Source organism: Duganella sp. CF458 (assembly GCF_900113115.1).
In the GTDB taxonomy this organism is placed as follows: Bacteria; Pseudomonadota; Gammaproteobacteria; order Burkholderiales; family Burkholderiaceae_D; genus Rugamonas.
The window spans coordinates 195,730-215,092 of the sequence record NZ_FOOF01000005.1; the positions used below are offsets into that span (position 1 = coordinate 195,730).

Sequence of the window (19,363 nt, forward strand, 5' to 3'; positions counted from 1 at the left end):
CCGCCTTGGTTGCCTGGGTCGAGCCAAGTCGCATCTTCCTTCAGATGGGCGAGTGGTAAGTCGGTCATGGCATTGTACAGTTGTCAGGAAAGTCTGTGCGCCCGTACGCGCATCGCCTGGGGCTCAACCGGGCTCCACCTCGCGCGGCGGAAGGAAGAAGCTGCGCGGCGACAGGCGGAAACGCTGCCATACCAAGCCAGCCAAGGCGCGGCCGCGAACGAAGCTGACGCGGCGCGAGCGCAGCGCGACCATGAGGGCCAATGTGAAGCTTACCGCCAGGTTGGTCAGCGCGATCAGCACGATACCCGCCAGCGACAGCAGCCATTGCTCCGTGGTGAGCTGGTAGTCCAGCCCGACCAGCGCGAAGGCGAAGTTGGCGCTGGAGAAGGTGACATGGCGGATATCGATCGGCAAGCCCAGGACGAAACCAAGGGTGCCGATGGTGCCCAGCATGATGCCGAAGAAGAAATTGCCTGCCAGCGCGCCAAGATTGCGGCCGATGTAGTCGGTGACGCGTGCCAGCCGCTGTTCGCCCAGCAGCCGGCGCAGCCAGCGTAGTTGCCGCAAGCGCGGGGCTATATCGTTATAGGCCGCCTTGTTGTCGTAATAGCCCGAAATCAGGCCGGAGAGGAACAGGCATACGCCGGCAATGGCGGCATGCGGCAATGCCAGGCTATGGAGCGGATCGATATCGTGCAGCAGGTGTTGCGCCTTTTCCGCGCCGGTAAGATGCTGGCCGAAAGCGGCCTGCCAGGCCAGCGCGATGACGAAGGCGGTCGGCATCGCCAGCGCCACGTTGCCGACGATGGCCACGAATTGCGAGCGCAACACCTTGACGACCAGCTCCGCCAGTTCGTCCAGCTTCTTCTGGCCTTCGTCGATGGCGGCGGCAATGCGCGCCGCCGTCATCGCCGGCTGCTTGGTGGCCACGGTGAAGTGCAGCACGTGGATCAGCATGAAGCCGAGCGAGTAGTTCAGGCTATACAGCGCCGCATAGCCGACCGGGGCAAGCAGCAGGCGGGCCATCAGTATTTTGAGCGTTGCCATGAAGCCGACGATGAACCCGGCGCCGGCGGCGGAACGCATCATCGACAGCCATTCGGCGCGCGAGCTTGCCACGTAGTGCTCGCCCGAGCGGCCGGCGTGTTCGGTTACCTGCAATGCCAGCAATTCGGTATTGGTCTGGAACAGGTCGACCAGGCTCAGTTTGCGGTTGTCCGCTTCCACCAGTTGCCGGAACAGGCCGAGCGCGGTAGGCAGGGCTTCCTGCAGCGAAGGCGCTTCCAGCAGGTCCAGCAGGATGCGCAGGCGGTCGATGCCTTGCGTCAAGCGCAACAGCAGGCGGGTCAAGCTGACCGACACCCCTTGCACGGATGCCGTCTTGCGCACGCGGCCGATGATTTCCTCGCACTGGCTGAGGAGCACGTCGAGGTGGCGGGCGTCCGGCACTTCGGCTTGCGCGTCGACCAGGCGGCTGCGCCAGGCTTCGGTCAGCTGCACCACTTCGGCGTTCTGCCGCAGGAAGGGCGACTCGAAGCGTTCGATGTCCGGATGGATGCGCACCAATTCAGGCTCCAGGCCAATGGCGCTGATGCGGTAGGAGAGCACCTGTACGGCTTCCAGCAGCTCACCCAGCACCTGGCCTTGCAACCATCCATGCGGAGGCAGTTGGAGGGCATTGAGCAAGTCCAGCCAGACCGCGGGTTCGATGCCGTTGACCCACTCGTGATCGTCCTGGTGATTGAAGACCTGGCCGAAGACGTCTTTCAGGTAGGCGTCGTTGACGGTCGGCGGCAGCCACTTGTGATTCAGGCGGCGCCATAACTCGCCGAAGAAGCCTTGGTTCTGCAGGACGCCCGTATCGGTAAGCAGGTGCACCAGCTTGCGCTGTCCGATCACTTCGGCAAGATAGTCGCGCAGGGCTTGGGCCCAATCGGGCCGCGTTGCAAGCAGGTGCGCGAGGGCGCGCAGGCGGTTGGTAGCCTGTTGCAGGTCGTTGGCATGCTGGGGACGTACCGCGCCAATCAGTTCCTGCAGCAGGGACGTATCGCGCGAGGGGGCCGTAGCCTGGATGCGCGCCAGTATGCTGTCCATCATCATTCGCGAAAGCATACTGGCGTTCGCTACGATTGTCCAATCAGGACCTTAGCGTAGCCTTAAGGACCTTGCCGCCGATGGTGACATTTTCCAGTGTGAGGTCGGACACGTTGTACAGCCAGATCGGCTGGGCGGCGTTGACGGGGTTGCCGAAGTCGCAGTTGCTGATGGTGACGCGGCGTACCGGCAGCACAGGCGGCGCGGGCTGCGGCCCGTTGTAGTCGCTGGCCACCGGGCCGAGGATGGCGACGGCCTGGTAGCAGGAGCCGGTGGTGCCGCCTTTGCTGACGTTGCCGACGGTGACGTTCTCGATGTGGACGTCGGACACCTCCGGCGGCCGTATGCGCACGCTGTCGGCCGATGGCTGGTAGTCGCAGTCGAAAGAGACCACGGTGCCCGCGGCCGTGGCCAGGCCCTTGGTGTCGATCGGGGAGCCGGGCAGCAAGGCGTAATGCGAGGCGCTAAGCTGCACGCCGTTCGGGATCCTGATGTTCTTGACGTAGAATTGGCGCAGGTAGCCGCCGCGGTTCATATTGGTCTTGAGGCGGATCGCGATATTCAGCGGGTCGGTTTCCCAGTGCACGTTCTCGAACACCAGGTCGCGGGCGTAGACATGTTCGATGCCGCCGGCCATTTCGGAGCCGAGCGTGACGGCGCCATGGCCGCTGTGCATGGTGCAGCCCTGGATCACGATATTGCGCGTCGGGCCGTACTGGATGTCGCGGTTCTTGCCCGCCTTGATGGCGATGCAGTCGTCGCCGGAATCGAAGACGCAATCCTCCACCAGTACGTGGTCGCAGGCTTCAGGGTCGAAGCCGTCGCTGTTCGGGCCACGGCTTTCGGCATGGACTCTGCGGATCACAAGGTTGCGGCAGTTGACCGGGTGGTGCTGCCAGAACGGGGTGTTCTGCACATGGTAGCCCTGAAGCAGCACGTTGGTGCAGTTGATGAAGTGGATCATCGGCGGGCGCAGGTAGTGGCCTTTGCCGAACACGCGCTGTTCGACCGGTACGCCGGCTTCGGACAGGGCCGGCAGGTAGCGCTCGTCGCTGCGCCATTTGTCGCCGTCGCCCTCGATCAGCATGCGCTGCGCGGGGTTCAGGCCCGGGGCGATTTCCGACAGCGGCTTGTTGAGCGGATTGGGCACCACTTGCGTCGGCTGGCCTTCCTTGTAGCCGGGCGCGGTGGTCTGCGAAACGGCGTTCATGGTGCGGTTGCGGCCTTTCCAGGACCACCAGCAGTCGCCGGCTTCCTTGAAGGCGACGCCGCCCTGGCCGTCCAGTTTCGAGGTCCAGTCTTCGCCGGTCAGCGCGATATTCCTGGCGTTGAGCGCGTAGACCATTGGCGAGTAGTTCAGGCAGTCGTTGCTTTGCCAGCGCGAGAGCGTGAGCATGCCGTTGGCGCCGCAATCGAATTCGCCATAGCGGGCGTAGTGCTCGGGGTTTTGCGAGAACAGGATGTGGGCGCCGGCTTGCAGGTGGACGTGGACGTTGGAGCGCAGCACCAGCGGGCCGGCGCAGTACCAATAGCCTTGTGGGATCACGACGCGGCCACCGCCTGCCGCAGCGCAGGCGTCGATGGCTGCCTTGAAGGCGGCGTAGCAGTCGTGGGCGTCGTCGGCCTGGCTCGGCACCAGTTGCTGGTCGTCGTGGGTGACCCAGGCCTTGACTTGCCTGGTGGCGCATGGCCGGGCGCCGAAGTTCGTGACCGGGAAGTCCTCCTTGCGGAAACTGACGGGCGCGCGCAGCGCGGCAACGATGGCGTCGGCGCGGCGCCAGGCTGCGGCACGCGCGGCAGCGCCGCCGGAACGCGCCGCGCCGAGCGCCGGCCATTGGGACGCGAGGAGGGCGGCGGCGCCGGCTTGCAGCAGGCTGCGGCGGCGCAGTTGTCGGGATGCGGTCAAGGTAAGTCTCCTAGGCAGAGAAGGTTCGGGTAACGCGGCCCAGATGCACGCGCATCGCCTTGCGCGCGGCGGCCGGGTCGTGGCTGGCAATGGCCTGCAGGATGGCGCGGTGGTCGCCCAGGGTTTCCTTGCGCAGCTCTTCGGTCTGGAAGTGTTCCTTGAGCTTATGCCAAAGATGGCCGCGCTGGTCCCACAGGTGGTTCATTACGCCCACCAGTGCGCTGTTGCCGGTGGCATTGGCGATCGCCATGTGGAAGTTGCGGTCCGCCTGTTCATTGGTGGCTACGTCGTCGTGGTCGCGCTCCATGGCCTCCACCGCGACGAGGATGGCGTCGATGGCGCGGTCGGTGGCCAACTGCGCTGCGATCGCCGCGATCTCGGACTCGATGACGCGCCGTGCGGACAGTACCTCGAATGGCCCGGGTCCGACTTCCGGCAGGGGCGCGTGGCCGGGGCGGTCGCATATATAGACGCCTGAATTGCTGCGTACCTCGACCACGCCGGTCAACTCCAGCGCAATCAGCCCCTCGCGCAGGGAAGCGCGGCTCACTTCCAGCTTGGCCGCCAGCTCGCGTTCCGACGGCAGGCGATCGCCGCAGGCAAATCCTTCGGTGGCGATCATCGCCTGGATCTTGTCCGCCACCTGTTTATATAGTCTGGTCTCCATCTGGTCAATTCTAATTTGGTCAGGCCAAAACAACAATGTGGACTGGCCAAAAGTGGCTTTTTTGCACAAGGTTGGAATTTTTTCTTGTTAAATTGGCCTAACCACTTTAGTCTTTGGTTATACCAAAACTGAAGATCGATCAAACCAATTTGATCGCACATGGAGGAGACTCATGAATTACCTTGCAGGCCCCCAGACCAAGCGCGCCGTATTGGCCGCAGCTGTAGCAGCAGCCGTTTTGCAAATGGCGAACCAGGCAGCCGCACAAACCGCAGCCCCGGCGGAGGAAGCGATGACTGCCGTGGTAGTCACCGGTTCCCTGATCCGCCGGGTTGCCAATGAGGGCGCCACCCCGCTGGTCACCATCAAGTCGAGCGAGCTCCAGGCGCGCGGCAACACCGAGCTGAAAGACCTGGTACTGGAGATGCCCCAATCGCTGTCGCTGGGCACCAATAGCGGTGCGGCCGGTCCGATCATCAACCTGCGCGGCCTCGGCCCGATGCGGACACTGACCCTGTTGAACGGCCGCCGCCTGGCCAACGAGCCGTTGCAGGACCAGTATGTCTCCGTCAACGTGATGCCGCGCATGGCGCTGGACCGGGTGGAAACCCTGAACGGCGGCGCCGCTTCGATCTACGGTGCGGATGCCATCGGCGGCGTGCAGAACTTCCTGACCAAGCGCGGTTTCGAAGGCGTCTCCGTCAAGGCCGAGTACGCGCCGACGCAAAAGGGCGGGGCGGATTCGACCAGCGTCGGCGCAATCCTGGGTACCGGCAACCTGTCGCGCGACGGCTGGAATGCCTACCTCGCGATCGATTACCAGAAGAAGGATGCACTGTTCCAGGGCGACCGCCCGCAGCAGCATGATCCGGCCGTCCTGCGCACCTTGGGCCTTGGCATTACGCCCGATGCGCGCAACCCGACCCCGGTTGCCAACTTCGGCTTTGCGCGCAACGCCAATTCGAACTACAACCCGACTTTCGCCACCGGCTGCCTGGCGCCATACGCCACGCCGACCCTCGGCAACAACAGCACTGCCGCAACCCCGGTCTACGCGCCAGGCTGCGTGCGCAATCCGCTGTTCTGGAATGCGGTGACGGACGGCAGCGAAATCATCAACGTCAGCGGCCGCGCGAGCTTGAACCTGTCGGGCGGCCACAAGCTGGACCTGGACATCCTGCATTCCGAATTCACGGTCCAGAAGTATCGCGGCATGCAGGTACCCGGGACCACCCAGCCGTTCACCACCTATTCGCTGCCGGCGAGCAGCAAATACTATCCAGGCAAAGGCATCACCCCGGCGGTGCCGGTGGTGGGCAGCAATACCGGCAGCAACACGCCGACCATGTTCATCGACCCGGGCAAAACGCCGGGCACGGTCAGCGACCTGAATATGAACAACCGGACCATTTACTTCCAGTGGGGGCCCGCCGAACTTGGCCCGGCGTACCGCGACGACAAGCAGTCGAACGACCGCATCGTGCTGACCGCAGAAGGCGAAGTGCTGGGTTGGGACTACCGCGCCGGCCTGAATTACGGCGAATCGAAGCGCGACACCCGCGCCGGTGAGGGGTATATCCTTTACAGCAAGGCGCAGGAAGGCTTCAACAATGGCACCTTGAATCCCTTCGGCCTGCAGGACGCGGCCGGCCTGGCCTACCTGCAAAGCATCCAGGCGGAAGACTATACCTACCGCCTGAACAAGGCCTACAACCAGAGCGTGGACGTGACGCTGTCCAAAGGCCTGTGGGAGCTGCCGGGCGGTCCGCTGACCCTGGCGGTTTCCGGCGAACTGCGCCGCGACGGCGCGCAGACCTTCAATGCGCCGCTGGACTATGTGCTGAAAAAGGCTGACGGCAGCTACCACATCGACGCCGCCGGCAACGTCGTGCAGTCCGACCTGGTAGGCGAAACCCCGCAAGGCGTGGCCAAGAAGATCCACCGCACCATCGCTTCGCTGCTGATGGAAGCGGAAGCCCCGATCACCGACAAGTTCCTGCTCAACGCCGCGGTGCGCGCCGACCGTTACTACGACCTGAAACAGACCACAGTCAATCCAAAGCTGGCCGCGCGCTGGCAGCCGTTCCAGCAACTGGTCCTGCGCGGCAACGTGAATACCGGCTTCCGCGCGCCGTCGATCATCGACATCCAGAACCCGACGCCGGAAGTGCGCAACCAGGTGATGGACGATCCGGTCCTGTGCCCGAGCTCGCAGCCGCTGGTGGCCGGCACCGGCACGCCAAAGTCCGGCTACACCTTTGACCAGGTCTGCAACGTCGCCACCAACTACTGGACCAAATCGCCGAACAACGACTTCCTGAAACCGGAAAAATCGCGTGGCTTCTCCTTTGGTTTCGCGCTGGAGCCGGTCAAGGACCTGTCGATCACCGTCGACTACTGGGGCCTGAAACTGCGCGACGTGCTGGGCGCCGTGACCATCGCCGAGATCCAGCAGAATCCGGCCAAGTACGAAGTGAACTTCGTGCGCAATGCGGACGGTACCATCGACCATATCGTGGCAAGCCAGGCCAACCGCGGCCAGACCCGCATCCGCGGCCTGGACCTGTCGGCCAGCTACCGCTTCCCGAAAACCAGCTTTGGTACCTTCGATGCGAAGCTGGACGGCACCTATATGGACAAGTATGAGTTCCAGTCCGAGAAGAGCGGCCCTTGGCTGAGCAACGTGGGCATCATCACCAACGATGGCCGCTACGGTAGCGCAGGCCCGAACGCCGGCCTGGCCGGACTGCCGCAGATCAACCCGCGCTGGAAACATACCGCCTCGGTTACCTACACCAACGGCGCCTGGGCCGGCACGCTGTCGCAGCGCTACAACTCCAGCGTGACCGACGTCACCCCGCGTGCCGGTTCGACCCTGACCGAAGTGGAAGCCTATAAGCAGTACAACCTGAACGTGAACTACACCGGTTTCAAGAACACGACCATCAGCTTCGGCGTCAACAACCTGACCGGGGAATGGCCGCCACTGACCTCCAACAGCACCTACAGCGGCGGCTATGTGACGTCGATGGCCGATATGCTGGGCCGTGTCTATCGCTTCTCGGTGGAGTACAAGTTCTAAGATGCTGCTGCACCGCCTGCTGCCCCCTCTGCTGCTGGCCTGCTTCCTGCTGATGTCGACAGCAGGGGCGTATGCTGAGCCGTCAGCGCCGTCGGAGGCGGTGAAACTCGTGCCGGCGGCGGAAGCCGCCGCCGCGAGTTCCGGCCCGTACTTCGTCGAAGCGCGCATGCGCGCGGTGTCCGGCGGTGCAGGGCAGGGCCTTGTCATTGTCCGGTACCGTGATGACCGCAACTGGCTTGGCTTCGGCCTCGATGTCGCCGCAGCCGGCAAGCTGGCAGTCAATATCGTTCGCCTGGTCGATGGCGAGCCGAGGTTCCTCAAGCAGGTAAGGATTGATCCCGATCCAGGCGATGCGTTCTATACGATTCGCCTCGACGTGGATGGTGCGGCCCTCACGGCCTATCTCAATGGCACGCGCCTGATTGGCGTCGACGAGCCCACTGCGCTGCCGCCGCGCATCGGCATACTGGCGCAAGGCGGCCGGTTTGAGATCAACGGCTTGCGTGTCGGAGACATCACGCAAGCGCCCACCAGCATGGGGCTGGTCCATAGGCATAAGCAGCTAAGCTTGCAGCTTGGCGATGCGCCGCAGCGGTTTGCGGTTCGCGCATCCAGCCGGGGCGAGGTGCGAGCCTTGCCTTTCTCCGCCAGCTCGAGCGATGCATCCGTGGTGGAAGCCAGTGTGGATGGCGGCGAGCTTCTGCTGGCGCCGCGTGGCATCGGCAACGCGGCAGTCACGCTCATCAGCGCTGAAGATCCGAACGTGGCGGTGACGCTGGCGGTGCGCGTCGGACCGGCGTTCGCCGCGCCGCCAGGCAGCGTGCCTTTGACAGCTGGCAGGGTCTCGCCGGCGGCGAATGAGCGTGACGTCCCTGTCGACGCGCGCCTGGAAATTCGCTTCGACCAGGCGCCAACCATCGGCGAGAACGGCTCGGTACGCATCGTCCGCGCGAAAGACAATGTGACGGTCGACGTGATCCGGCCCGGCATGGAGCTGGATGAAATCGGCGCTACGCGGGATGGCGTCAAGCGCGTCGTCCGCTATAAGGCAATTTCGGTCGACGGCACCGCAGCGACAATCCGCCCGCACGATGGCAAGCTGACATATGGCACCGACTATTACGTTCTGGTCGACGGTCATCTGTTCGCTGGCGCCACGCTGGGTGGTGCGCGGTTTAATGGTATCGGAACGCGGACCGCCTGGGCGTTCCGTATCCGTGAGCGGGCACCGCGCGGCGCGACGCTGCGCGTGGCGGTGGCAGGAAAGGCCGACTTCCGCACGGTGCAGGGCGCCTTGAACCACGCGATGCGGGAGGTCCCGCGTGAACAGCCGGTGACCATCCGTCTCGCCGACGGCCGCTACGAAGGCTTGCTTTACCTGCGTGGCAAAGACAATGTGACTTTGCGCGGCGACAGCCGTCATGGCGCCCAAATCACGGGCGAAAACAGCGACGGCATCAACCCGGGCAGCGGCGCCGGCCAGTTACCGTTTGCTCCCGGCGCCACCGGTGGCCGCTCGGTATTCCTGGTCGAAAACGCCGACCTGCTGCGCCTCGATACGCTCACCCTGATCAACACCACTTGGCGCAGCAAGACCATCGGCGCGCAGGCCGAAGCGCTCAATTTCAGCAGCGAAGGCCGCCTCATCGCCAATGAAGTCGATTTCTTCAGCGAGCAGGACACCATCCAGGTCAAGGGCTATGCCTGGTTCTACCGCAGCCTGGTCGCGGGCAATGTGGATTTCATCTGGGGCTACAACCGCGCGGCCCTGTTTGAGGAGTCCGAGATCCGTTCTGTCGGCGATAGTGCCAACCCAGCGAGCGGAGGCTACCTGGTGCAGGCGCGCACCGTGGCCGAAGACGATCCCGGCTTCGTCTTCCTGAACAGCCGCCTGACGCACGGCCCCGGCCCCGCAGGCAACGACGTGGCGCCGGGCGCGAGCTTCCTCGCGCGGCCGGGTGTCGTGACGGCATGGGATAACGTCCGCTACATCAATTGCAGCGTCGGCCCGCACATCAGTGCGCAGGGTTGGCACGGCAAGCCGCGTGACGGCAAAGGCTGGGAAGAGGGCGGCAGCACTGACCCGGCGGGCAAGTCACTTGACCTGTCGCAGCGCGTGGCAGGGCGCTTGCTCGCGCCGGCCGAGGCCGCGCGCTACGACAGCCGCGCCAAGGTATTCGCGCAATTCGCAAACGGGAGAGGATGGAATCCTCAGCCAGCCCTGGCGCACGATCACGATCCTGTCGAGCGCTGGGGCAGCAAGGAGATCACCCTGGCCGGGCCGCGCGACGGCAATCCTTTCACCGAGGTGGAGCTCTCGGCTACTTTTCGCCAGGGCGCGCGTACCTTGGCGGTAGACGGTTTTTACGACGGAGCAGGCCAGTACAAACTACGATTCATGCCCGACACGGTGGGCGAGTGGGAGTACGAGACCCACAGCAATCGCGCAGCACTGGACGGCAAGCGCGGCAAGTTCATGGTGATTGCTGCGATGCCCGGCAATCATGGCCCGGTACGCGTGAAGGGCGTGCATCATTTTGCCTATGCTGACGGAACGCCGTTCTGGCAGGTCGGCACCACCAGTTATGGCTGGACCCACCAGCCGGAAGCTATCGAACGCCAGACCCTGGCGACGCTCGCGGCCGGGCCGTTCAACAAGATCCGCATGCTGGTGTTCCCGAACCAGGACGTCAAGCACCAGCCGCCGCGCTTCCCCTTCGAAGGCGCAACGCCCAAGGCATGGGACTTCACGCGCTTCGATCCCGAATTCTTCCGCCATCTTGAGCAGCGGGTTGGCGACCTGCGCGAACTTGGCATCGAGGCCGACGTCATCCTGTTCCACCCTTACGACAAAGGATACTGGGGATTCGACCAGATGCCGGCCGAAGTCAATGAACGCTATCTGCGCTATGTGGTGGCGCGGCTCGCGTCCTACCGCAATGTGTGGTGGTCGATGGCGAACGAATTCGATTACTTGACCAAAAAACAGATGGCGGAGTGGGACCGCTACTTCGAAATCGTCCAGGCGCGCGATCCCTACCAGCACCTGCGCTCGATCCACAACGCCATGGTGTTGTACAACCATACCAAGCCCTGGGTAACCCATGTCAGCGTGCAAAGCGGCGCCATTGCCGAGGACTTCGAACGCGCCGTTCTGTTGCGCGATGTGTATGCGAAGCCGGTGGTCTACGATGAAGTGAAATACGAGGGCAATATCGAGCGCCGCTGGGGCCAGTTGTCGGGGCAGGAAATGGTGCTGCGCTTCTGGATGGGGGCGATCGCCGGCACTTATGTCGGCCATAGCGAGATCTTCCAGGATCCTGGCGATATGTCCTGGTTGGGCAAGGGTGGGACCATGCGCGGCGAGAGCCCGGCGCGGCTGGCGTTCTTCCGCAGGATTCTGTCCGAAAGTCCGGCCGAGGGGCTGGAACCGATCGATAAATGGCAGGGAAATCCCTTCGCCGGCAAACCGGGCCAGTACTACCTGGGCTACTTCGGCCGCCAGGCGCCCGCCAGCTGGCCCTTCGTGCTCGCCACGCCTGGACTGGCGGATGGCATGAGATTCAGGGCCGAGGTGATAGATACCTGGAATATGACGGTCGCGCCGATGGCGGGCGTGTTCGAGATCCGCAAGCGTGACAATTACAGCTTTGCCGACAAGGACGGCCGCAGCATCACGCTGCCCGCACGCCCCTACATGGCTTTGCGCCTGATCAGGGTGCCGTGAAACTCTCCGGTGGAGGCGGCGGGCCCGCAGCGAAATTGCTCGACGAAAGTTAATAATTAGTTAAAAATGTCGGCAAACTTTCTCGTGGGGAGATGCGCTTGGAAAGCTCGAAGGGACATAAGATCGCAGCGGGCGCCGGCCTGACGCTGGCTGGATTATTGGCTTACCTGCTCCTGTGGCCGGTACCTGCCGAACCGGTCTCGTGGATGCCGCAACAGGCGCCGGGATATGCCGGCGCGCACGCGCCCAACACCAAGCTGGCCGGCCTGCGGAAAATCGACATCGGTACCGAGCAGGGACCTGAGCACCTGGCCCTGGGCCCGGACGGCAAACTGTACGCCGCTGTCGCCAGCGGAAAGATCCTGCGCATGGCGCCAGACGGCAGCCAGCGCGAAGTGTTCGCCAGCACCGGTGGCCGCGTGCTTGGTTTCGACTTCGACGCCAACGGGCGCCTGATTGCAGCCGATGCGATGAAAGGCCTGCTGGCGATCGCTGCGGACGGCAACGTCACAGTACTGACTGCGCAAGTCGCGCCGGGCGATCCGATTCGCTATGCCGATGGCGTTGTGGTGGCGCCCGGCGGCATGATCTACTTCACCGATGCCTCGACCCGCTTCGCTCCCGCCGAATGGGGCGGTACCTTCGAAGCCAGCGTGCTGGACATTCTCGAGCAGTCGTCGACCGGCCGCGTGCTGGCCTACGACCCGGCGAACGGCACGACACGCGTTCTCGCCGGCGGCCTGTCGTTCGCCAACGGCATTGCATTGTCCGGCGATGGGCGCACCTTGTTCGTCAACGAGACTGGCCGTTACCGCATTTGGAAGATCGACGCGCAGAGCGGTAAGCGCGAGGTCCTGTTCGACAACCTGCCGGGCTATCCCGATAACCTGATGCGCGGGCGTGACGGCAAGATCTGGGTGGGCCTGGTCAAGCCGCGCAATCCCACCATCGACCAGCTGGCGCAAAAGCCTTTCATGCGCAAGCTTACGCTGCGCCTACCGCGCGTCTTGTGGCCGGTGCCGAAAGCGTACGGCCACGTGTTCGCTTTCAGCGAAGACGGAACAGTGCTGGCCGACCTGCAAGACCCTTCCGGTGCCTATCCGGAAACCACGGCAGTCCTGGAAACCCCCGATCGTCTCTACGTCCAGAGCCTGCACGCCGCCTATATCGGCTGGCTGCCCCGGCCCTGATCCAGCGGCAGGTCCGCCGCCGGCGACGGCGCCGGCGCTGCCTGAACCGGGAGCACGATCGTCGTGGTATCGACTGCGCCTGCGACGCGCTGCTGCACAACTTGCATGGCGACCGCTTTGCGCGGCGGTTCAGGGCGGGGCGGTTTGGGGAACATGGCATCTCCTTGGAGGACTTGGGCACATATGGGGAGTCTTGGCAAGTTTGCAAGCACTTGATGTTGCCAACACACACAACGTGCATCGTGCGCTTGGCAGTTGTGTTTATAATTCCCTACGACAATTCGCCTCCTAGCCATGTACCGGAAACCTACTCCCTTGCTGTTGCTGGCCGTGCTGTCCATTGCGCCGGGTGCGCGCGCTGAAGGCTTGGGGGATGGTGATATCGCCGACCTCACGCTGGAACAACTCAACGAAATTGTGGTCACGTCGGTGTCGCGGCAGGAGGAGAGGCTCAGCAATGCTGCCGCGTCGCTGTTCGTGATCAGTGCCACCGACATCCGCCGCAGCGGCGCGCGCAGCTTGCCGGAAGCGCTGCGCCTGGCGCCGAACCTGGAAGTGGCGCGCGTCGACGCCCGCAATTACGCGATCAGTGCGCGCGGCTTCAACGGCCCGTTCGCCAACAAGCTGCTGGTACTGATCGACGGCCGTAGCGTCTATTCGCCATTCTTCTCCGCCGTGTTCTGGGACGCCCAGTCGGTCGTGATGGAAGATATCGAACGCATCGAGGTCATCAGCGGCCCCGGCTCCACCATCTGGGGTGTGAACGCGGTCAACGGCGTGATCAACGTCATCACGCGCAATGCGAAGGACAGCCAGGGCACCCTGCTGTCTGTCGCGGCATCAAGCGGGGAGGGCGATGCCAGCCTGCGCTTTGGCGGCCGCCTGTCGAACAACGGCTACTACCGCGCCTATGCGCAAACCATGGCCGCCGAAGACACCGATACCGCGGCCGGCGTCGACACCTTGACCGGCATGCAGCGGCGCCAGGCCGGCTTCCGCGCCGACTGGGGCCTGCGCGACGGCAGCTTGGCGGTGTCGGGCGACGCTTACCAGGCCAACCTGGGGCAGATCGGCACCCGTGATATCCGCCTGTCCGGCGCCAACCTGGTCGGGCGTTACATGCGCCAACTGGCCGACGGCAATGCGCTGCGCGTGCAACTGGTGCTGGACCACACCGAGCGCAACCAGCCCGGCGCGTATATCGACCGCCTCGACACTGTGGAACTGGAAGGGCAGCATGACGTGCGCCTCGGCCCCCACAAGCTGTCCTGGGGCGGCGGCTACCGCCATTCGCGCGACGACAACACGCCCGGCGGCTTCGGCTTCTGGCCTTACGAGCGCAATCTGCATTGGGGCAACCTGTTCGCGCAGGACGAGGTGGCGCTGACTCAAAATCTGCGCGCCACCGGCGGCGTGAAGGTGGAGCACAACACCTACACCGGCACGGAATGGCTGCCCACCTTGCGCCTGGCCTGGAGCCCGAATACGACGCATACCGTGTGGAGCGCGTTGTCGCGCACCGTTCGCGCGCCGGCGCGCAGCGACCGCGACTTCGTATTGCCGCCCAAGCCGGTCATGATCGGCGGCGTGCCGCGCTTCAGCATCGGCACCAGTCCCGAATTCGAGTCGGAAGTCGCCAATGTGCTGGAACTGGGCTACCGCGCGCAACCCGTGCAGAACTGGTCCTATTCGGTCACGGCCTGGTACGCCGATTACGACAAGCTGCGCACGCTGGAGCCGAATACTACTGCCGGCCCCTACCGCGGCATCCTGGAATTCCGCAACCTGGCGCAAGGGCGTACGCGCGGCCTCGAATTCTGGGCGCGCTGGCAGCCGATGCTGCGCTGGCGCCTGAATGCCGGCCTGGTGGTGCAGGACGTCGACACCGAGCTCAAGCCAGGCAGCCAGGACGTCACCGCTGTCGGCCTCGTCATCAACGACCCGCACAGCTACTGGCAATTGCGTTCTTCCCACGAAATTGGCGAGCACGTGCAGCTCGACTGGACATTACGTTACAACGGCAGCATGCCGAATCCCCATGTTCCGTCGTATCATGAGCTGGATGCGCACCTGGTGTGGAAAGCCAGTCCGCATATTGACGTTGCGCTCGCTGGACAGAACCTGCTGCATGCGCGGCATGGCGAGTGGGGCGGTTACCCCGGCCGCAATGTATTCGAGCGGCGCGCGGTCCTGAAATTGACGATGCGGTACTAACGAGATGGCAAGCGCAAGCCTTGGTGTATTTGGCGTGCCGCCTTTCACGGCGGGCGGCTGGCGAACCCGCCTTGCGGCGTTGGCGATGATGTTGTTCGCCTTCAGCTGCCTGGCGGTAGGCTCCCAGCAGGGCGCTACGCCCGTGCTGGAGCGCAGCGTCAAAGCTGCCTTCTTGTATAAATTCCTGGGCTACATGGAGTTTCCCTCCGACCCCGGGCCAAGCCTGGCGGTAGGCGTGCTGGGCGCGGACGACGTGGCGGCGGAACTGGCGCAGATCACCAGCGGGCGCAACGTCGGCAATCGCAGCATCAGCGTGCGCAAGCTGGGCGAAGGCGATGCGCTGGGCGGCCTGAACCTGCTGTTTGTCGGCGGCGACGCGGCCTTGCCGGAAGCGGCACAGCGCGCGGCGGAAAAGAACGGTACGGTGATCGTCACCGAGCGCGACGGTGGATTGCAAAGTGGTAGTGTCATCAATTTCCGCCTGGTCGATGAGCGCGTGCGTTTTGAAGTGTCGCTGCCGGCGGCCGAGCGCTGCAATGTGCGGCTCAGTTCACGCTTGTTGTCGGTCGCCTATTACGTGCAGAAAGGCGGGCAGTGATGATCGCCAAGGCGGCAGGATCGGTTCGCATCAAACTGATCCTGACGGCACTGGCCACTACTTTTGTGGCGCTGGTAGTGACCACGGTGTCGATGCTGGTGTACGACCTGCAAAGCTTCCAGCAAGGCTGGGTCGACGACCTGACTACGCAGGCCGAACTGGTCGCCACGGCGTCGGCGCCGGCGCTCTCCTTCAACGACCCGCGCGCGGCGCGCCAGAACCTGGGGCTGCTGCGCGTGCGGCCGCAAATCGAGGCTGGCGCCATTTATGCCGCCAACGGCGCGCTGTTTGCCTCGTATGTGCACGCGCCGGCCGAAGTGCCAACCCTGCCGCCCAAGCCCGGCCCGCTCGGCTATGCGATCGAAGGCGGGCATATGGTGGTGACGCACCCGATCGTGGAAGAGGGCGAGCGTATCGGCACGGTCTACCTGAGCGCCTCCTATCGCCTGCTGGACCGCGTGCAAAGCTATGCCCTGATCCTGCTTGGCGTGACGCTGGGCAGCCTGTTGCTGGCAGCGCTGGTAGCGCACCGGCTGCAGCAGACCATTACGCGCCCACTGCTGGCCGTCACCGACGTGGCGCGCGCCGTGATGCTGCGGCGCGACTATTCGCTGCGTGTCGCGGAGCGCGACGCCGGCGAGATCGGCACCCTGATCGATGCCTTCAACGACATGCTGGCCGAGATCTCGCGACGCTCGAACGCGCTGCAAGACGCCAACCGCACGCTGGAACATGAGATGACCGTGCGCCAGGGCGCCGAGCGCGCGCTGCTGCTGGCCGACCGCCGCAAGGACGAATTCCTGGCCACGCTGGCCCACGAATTGCGCAACCCGCTGGCCCCGATCCGCACCGGCCTGGACATCATGCGCATCAATGCCAGCGATCCGGTGGCCTGCGAGCGCGCCCGTTCCATCATGGAGCGCCAGTTGAAGCAGATGGTGCGGCTGGTGGACGACCTGCTGGACGTGTCGCGCATCAACACCGGCAAGCTGACCATCCGCCGCGAGCAGCTCATGCTGCAGGACGTGGTCAACGATGCGCTGGAGCTGGCGCGGCCTTTCATCGCTACGCAGGGCCACACGCTGCATGTGCAGGTGCCGGAGCAGGCGGTCTACCTGGTGGGCGACGCGACGCGCCTGGCGCAGGTCGTTTCCAACCTGCTGCACAACGCCGCCAAGTACACGGCGCGCGGCGGCAGCATCGCGCTGGAAGCGCAGTTGCGCGCGGGGCAAGTCGAGCTGCGCGTGCGCGACAACGGCATCGGCATTGCGCCGGCGCTGCTGCACGATATCTTCGAGATGTTCATCCAGGCCGATTCTTCGCTCGAGCGCAGCACGGCGGGCCTGGGTGTCGGCCTGTCGCTGGCGCGCAAGCTGGTGGAACTGCATGGCGGCAGCATCCGCGCCGACAGCGATGGCGAAGGGCAGGGCAGCACCTTCACCGTCACGCTGCCGTTGCTGGCCGATGCCAGCGCCGCCGCGCCTGCGGCGGCAGCGCTGCCGGCCGATGCGCGCCTGCACCGCATCCTGCTGGCGGACGACAATGTGGATTTCGTCAACGGCATCGGTGGCTTGCTGCGCTCGATGGGCCACCAGGTGCATATCTCGCACGACGGCAAGCAAGCGCTGGCGGCGGCCGAATCGTTCGCGCCCGAATTCGCCTTCCTCGATATCGGCTTGCCGGAATTGAATGGCTACGACCTGGCGCGCGCGCTGAAGCGCTTGCCCGCGCTGCGCCACACGGTGCTGGTGGCGGTGACCGGCTGGGGCCAGCAGAAGGACCGCCAGCAGGCGTTCGAAGCGGGCTTCCACCATCACCTGGTGAAGCCGGTCAGTATCGACCAGTTCCAGGAAATCCTGTCCCAGAGCGGCCCTTGATATATCGGGAAAATGCCCGATCTGCTTTTACAGGCAATGTTAATCGAGGAGTAATGCCATGCGAGCGCATACCACACCCGACCCGGAAACACCGCCGCCTGAGCCGGAAAAAGATCCGCCGCCGGACGACCTGCCGCGGCCGAGCGAGCCGCCTATCGAGGAACCGCTGCCGAAACCGCCGCCGATGCAGGCTTGACCTCGGGTTCGGGCAACGGGGGGATCTGGCGGATCTGCTCGTCGGTATCCTGTTCGCCCGGCGTCTTTTCGCCGCTGCCGATATCGGCTTCCTCGATCAGATGGCGGCCTTTTTCAGGTTGCGGTTTTGCTGGCTGTTCCATGTCGGACCCTCCTTGTTGCCGATGCTACCAGTGCGCCACGCCCGCTGTCGCTTGCTTGCTAAAAGGAAATAAGTGTTGTGCGAGCAGAATATATTTTGCACTGTCACGAGCGGGTCACGATCGTCTATCTATAATAGGTCATCGACACACGCTTTTTCTTCGTCGGAGGCCGCGATGGGCAATTCCTTGCACAACAAGATCTACCTCAAACGCCGTATTGACCTGCACAGCCGCCGTATCCAGGCGCTGGTCTGTGCGAGTGCCGTGACAGGCCTTGCGCTAGTGTGGTTGGCGCTGCGCGCGCTCAAGTAAGCTTGCCGCGCCGGGTGCGGGCGCGTACCATGATGGGTTGCAAAGGCACCATCATGGAATACGAGCAATGAAAAACGAAAAACTGAGCACCGACGAATTCAACGCGCTGGAAGAGATTGCCCGCGGCATCAAGGGCAAGCCCAGCGCTTGCGTCGGCCGCAACAGCAAGCGCCTGTCCGGCATCAAGTTCATCAAATTCGAGCGCAGCGGCGCCATCATCCTGACCGATGCCGGCCGCCAGCAGCTGTTCCTGCGCCGTTGCGTGATGGCGCTGCGCGCGCTGGCCGAAGCACCGGGCGCGGTGGCGGACCAGGACGTGGCACTGTTCCTCGGCAAGAAGTCGCACATCGTGGCGACCGCCGACGGTTTCGCCATTACCGAGAAAGGCCGTGAGTCGCTGGCCGACATCGAAGCGCAAGGCATGTAGGCGCCCATGTCCAGCCACCTGCTCAGCGAAGGCCAGCCCAGCCGCAGCGCGCTGATGGTGGCGCGCCTGCGCGCTGCCCACCAGTTGCTGGACACCCCTGCCATTTTCGACGACCCGCTGGCGCTGCCGGTGCTGGGGCCGCAAGACTGCGTGCAAGTGCAGTCCAATGCGCGTTCCTACGACGCGGGTTTCAGCCGCATCCTGCGCGCTGCCATGGCCGTGCGCAGCCGGTTTGCCGAAGACGAGCTGGCGCGCGCCGCCGCCGCCGGCGTGCGGCAATACGTGGTGCTGGGCGCCGGCCTCGATACCTTTGCCTGCCGCCACCAGCATGACGCGGCGCTGCAGGTGTTCGAGGTCGACCATCCCGCCACGCAGGCGTGGAAGCGCGCGCTGCTGGCCGCCAGCAGCATCACCGTGCCGGATAGCCTGCGCTTCGTGCCGGTCGATTTCGAGCGCGATGCGCTGGCCGATGCGCTGCGCGCTGCCGGCTGCCGCCTGGACCAGCCAGTGTTCTTCTCCTGGCTTGGCGTCACGCTCTACCTGAGCGAGCCGGCCATTTTCGACACCCTGCGCCTGGTGGCCAGCCTGCCGTCCGGCAGCGGCATCGTGTTCGATTACGGCGTCAAGCCGGAGCTGCTCGATGCGATGGAAAAGGCGGGCGTCGAGTATTTTGCGCGCCGGTATGCCGAGCAGGGCGAGCCTTGGTTGTCGTTTTTTGATCCTGCCGAACTGTGTGCACGGCTGCGCGATTTAAGTTTTTCCACAGTGCAAGATTTTGGGCGCGACGCCCTGGAAACCCGCTATTTTGCAGGGCGTGGCGACAATCTGCGGCTCGGCGGCGGCACTCATTTAATGCTTGCTAGCAACTAAAGTGTTATAATTTTTGGAATGTTTCTTCTACTGGTTGTAGTTTAGTTTCATGCTACCTTCC

13 protein-coding genes are annotated in these 19,363 nt (G+C 64.2%); 9 read left to right on the top strand and 4 right to left on the bottom strand.

From position 1 onward, the window contains the following. Positions 1-123: 123 nt before the first annotated feature. Genes BM269_RS09705 through BM269_RS09715 form a run of 3 tightly spaced genes read right to left on the bottom strand, consistent with a single transcriptional unit; the run spans position 124 to position 4,667 of the window. Complete coding sequence (locus BM269_RS09705) at positions 124-2,100, bottom strand: site-specific recombinase (RefSeq protein WP_229204570.1); 1,977 nt, start codon at positions 2,098-2,100, stop codon at positions 124-126. Positions 2,101-2,137: 37 nt separating this feature from the next. Beyond that, complete coding sequence (locus BM269_RS09710) at positions 2,138-4,000, bottom strand: glycoside hydrolase family 28 protein (RefSeq protein ID WP_090436817.1); 1,863 nt, start codon at positions 3,998-4,000, stop codon at positions 2,138-2,140. Positions 4,001-4,010: 10 nt separating this feature from the next. Next, positions 4,011-4,667 (bottom strand): FadR/GntR family transcriptional regulator, encoded by a 657-nt coding sequence (locus tag BM269_RS09715; protein WP_090436818.1) that lies wholly within the window; start codon positions 4,665-4,667, stop codon positions 4,011-4,013. A 172-nt stretch (positions 4,668-4,839) separates the two neighbouring features. Between BM269_RS09715 and BM269_RS09720 the strand changes: the two genes are divergently transcribed. The 6 genes from BM269_RS09720 to BM269_RS09750 all read left to right on the top strand — a co-directional run bounded on the left by BM269_RS09720 (position 4,840) and on the right by BM269_RS09750 (position 17,355). Then, positions 4,840-7,749, top strand: a complete 2,910-nt coding sequence (locus BM269_RS09720; RefSeq protein WP_090436819.1) for a TonB-dependent receptor domain-containing protein — start codon at positions 4,840-4,842, stop codon at positions 7,747-7,749. A 1-nt stretch (position 7,750) separates the two neighbouring features. Further along, on the top strand, positions 7,751-11,476 hold the full coding sequence (locus BM269_RS09725; protein WP_090436820.1) for a pectinesterase family protein: 3,726 nt from the start codon (positions 7,751-7,753) through the stop codon (positions 11,474-11,476). 98 nt (positions 11,477-11,574) lie between these two features. Further along, entirely contained in the window at positions 11,575-12,666 is a 1,092-nt protein-coding gene (locus tag BM269_RS09730) for an SMP-30/gluconolactonase/LRE family protein (protein ID WP_229204571.1), read from the top strand. A gap of 294 nt (positions 12,667-12,960) precedes the next feature. Beyond that, entirely contained in the window at positions 12,961-14,880 is a 1,920-nt protein-coding gene (locus BM269_RS09740; protein WP_090436823.1) for a TOL_0244 family TonB-dependent receptor, read from the top strand. A gap of 4 nt (positions 14,881-14,884) precedes the next feature. Next, positions 14,885-15,478, top strand: coding sequence for a TOL_0243 family YfiR-like periplasmic protein (locus tag BM269_RS09745; protein ID WP_090436824.1), 594 nt, complete (start codon positions 14,885-14,887; stop codon positions 15,476-15,478). Beyond that, positions 15,478-17,355, top strand: a complete 1,878-nt coding sequence (locus BM269_RS09750; protein ID WP_090436825.1) for a sensor histidine kinase, YfiR-like protein-associated — start codon at positions 15,478-15,480, stop codon at positions 17,353-17,355. The genes BM269_RS09745 and BM269_RS09750 overlap by 1 nt, the downstream gene beginning before the upstream one ends. Positions 17,356-17,507: 152 nt before the next feature. Here BM269_RS09750 and BM269_RS09755 read toward each other — a convergent pair whose 3' ends face one another. Further along, on the bottom strand, positions 17,508-17,693 hold the full coding sequence (locus tag BM269_RS09755) for a hypothetical protein (RefSeq protein ID WP_090436826.1): 186 nt from the start codon (positions 17,691-17,693) through the stop codon (positions 17,508-17,510). Between the two features lie 174 nt (positions 17,694-17,867). On the opposite strand from BM269_RS09755, the gene BM269_RS29395 reads away from it, so the two are divergent. The 3 genes from BM269_RS29395 to BM269_RS09765 all read left to right on the top strand — a co-directional run bounded on the left by BM269_RS29395 (position 17,868) and on the right by BM269_RS09765 (position 19,302). Next, the gene (locus BM269_RS29395) at positions 17,868-18,005 is read left to right on the top strand and encodes a hypothetical protein (RefSeq protein ID WP_170860333.1); all 138 of its coding nucleotides are present in this window, start codon (positions 17,868-17,870) and stop codon (positions 18,003-18,005) included. Positions 18,006-18,072: 67 nt separating this feature from the next. Then, positions 18,073-18,432 carry a hypothetical protein gene (locus BM269_RS09760; RefSeq protein ID WP_090436827.1) on the top strand — a complete coding sequence of 120 codons (360 nt, stop codon included), beginning with the start codon at positions 18,073-18,075 and terminating at the stop codon, positions 18,430-18,432. A gap of 6 nt (positions 18,433-18,438) precedes the next feature. After that, complete coding sequence (locus BM269_RS09765) at positions 18,439-19,302, top strand: class I SAM-dependent methyltransferase (RefSeq protein WP_090436828.1); 864 nt, start codon at positions 18,439-18,441, stop codon at positions 19,300-19,302. The last annotated feature ends 61 nt before the right edge of the window (positions 19,303-19,363 follow it).